The sequence below is a fragment of the Gordonia asplenii genome, assembly GCF_012933505.1.
GTDB classification, from domain to species: domain Bacteria; phylum Actinomycetota; class Actinomycetes; order Mycobacteriales; family Mycobacteriaceae; genus Gordonia; species Gordonia asplenii.
In genome coordinates this window covers 1-1,455 of record NZ_JABBNB010000076.1, presented here as the reverse complement: position 1 = coordinate 1,455, position 1,455 = coordinate 1, and the positions used below count along the sequence as shown (strand labels likewise).

Annotated in this window: 1 protein-coding gene; it reads left to right on the top strand. The window is 62.7% G+C overall.

Translation table 11 applies throughout. The features are described 5' to 3' along the window. Nucleotides 1–145: 145 nt before the first annotated feature. Nucleotides 146–1,455 (top strand): IS1380 family transposase (locus HH308_RS29245; RefSeq protein WP_170197811.1); only part of this gene is annotated, 1,310 nt, incomplete at its 3' end.

Here is a 1,455-nt window from a genome sequence, read left to right as displayed (position 1 = left end):
CTCCGCTGGTTGAGCCTGGATTCACCGGTGTTTTGGTGGTTTTTGGGTGTTGGGTGGCGTGTTCTTGAGCGAGATGCCTTGTCGCACTGGAAGACTGGTGTTTGTCAAAGACACATGTCGTTCCGGCGAAAAGAGCACCCCGCAGATGCAGTCTACAAGCCGTTTTTCCACGGTCACCGAAGTCTTCGATGATGAGCAGATCGTGCCCGCCTCCGGGTTGCATCCAGCGATGCGGCTACTCGAGCGTGCCGGGCTCACAACCGCCACCACCGAGCACCTGCAGATGACCGGTGTCGGCAAAGCCAACCCGGCCGCCAAGGTCGCCACCCTCGTCGCGGCGATGTGCACCGGTGTCGACACCATCGACGGTGTTGATGCCCTGCGTACCGGTGCGACGAGACGAGCGTTCACCGACATCTATGCCCCCTCGACGTTGGGTACGTTTCTGCGCTCGATGACCGACGACAACGCCGCCCAGTGGGACATGATCGCCTCGCAAGTGGTGATCGGGTTAGCGAAGAGGGCGCCCCTGCTGACCCCGGCACGGCGAGGATCAGCACGATCAGGTCCAGGCCGCCACTTTCTGATGCTCGATATCGATGACACAGTGCTGCCCGTGCGGAGCAACAAAGAACACGTCGGACACACCTACCGACGCTGCCAAGGACTCAGCGTGCAGTTCGTCACTGCCTCACTGGCTGGGTCCCGGCCAGTCATGCTTTCCCAAGAACTCCGCGACGGAGTCCTCAGTGGAAAGCCCAGCGGCTCAAAAGATTTGGTTGCCACAGCCCTGGCGAACGTAGCGGCCGCGTTCCCCGGACCAGCATTACGGCTCCTGCTGCGCGGTGACAGTGCCTACTACTCCGCCGACCTCGTCGCCGAAGTCCTGGCCGCCGGCGGGTACGTCTCAGTCGGGATCAGACGAATCCGTAAAGTCGTCGCGGCCATCGCCACCATCGACGACGATGCCTGGCAACCCATCGACTACCCCGGCGCGGTGCGTGACCCCGACACCGCAGAACTACACTCCGATGCCCACGTTGCCGAACTCCCGTTCACCGCGTTCACCGGCTCGGGTAGCGCCAAATCCGCCGAAGTACCCGGCCGACTGGTCATACGCAGAATCGTGCGTCTCACCGACGCCGACGCACTGATGCCCGTCTACGACTACCACGCATTCTTCACCAACCTGCCCGCCGACCAGTACTCCACCGTCGACGTCGACACCATTCACCGCGGCCACGCCATCATCGAACAAGTCAACTCCGACCTCAAAGACTCCGCCCTGGCACACCTACCCACGGCACGTTTCGCCGCCAACACCGCCTGGGTTCACCTCGCCGCCATGGCCTACAACACCCTGCGCGCTACCGCAGCATTGACCACCACCCTGGCCAACGCCACCAGCAGCTCAATCCGCCACAAACTCATCAACGTCCCCGCCCGCCTCACCCT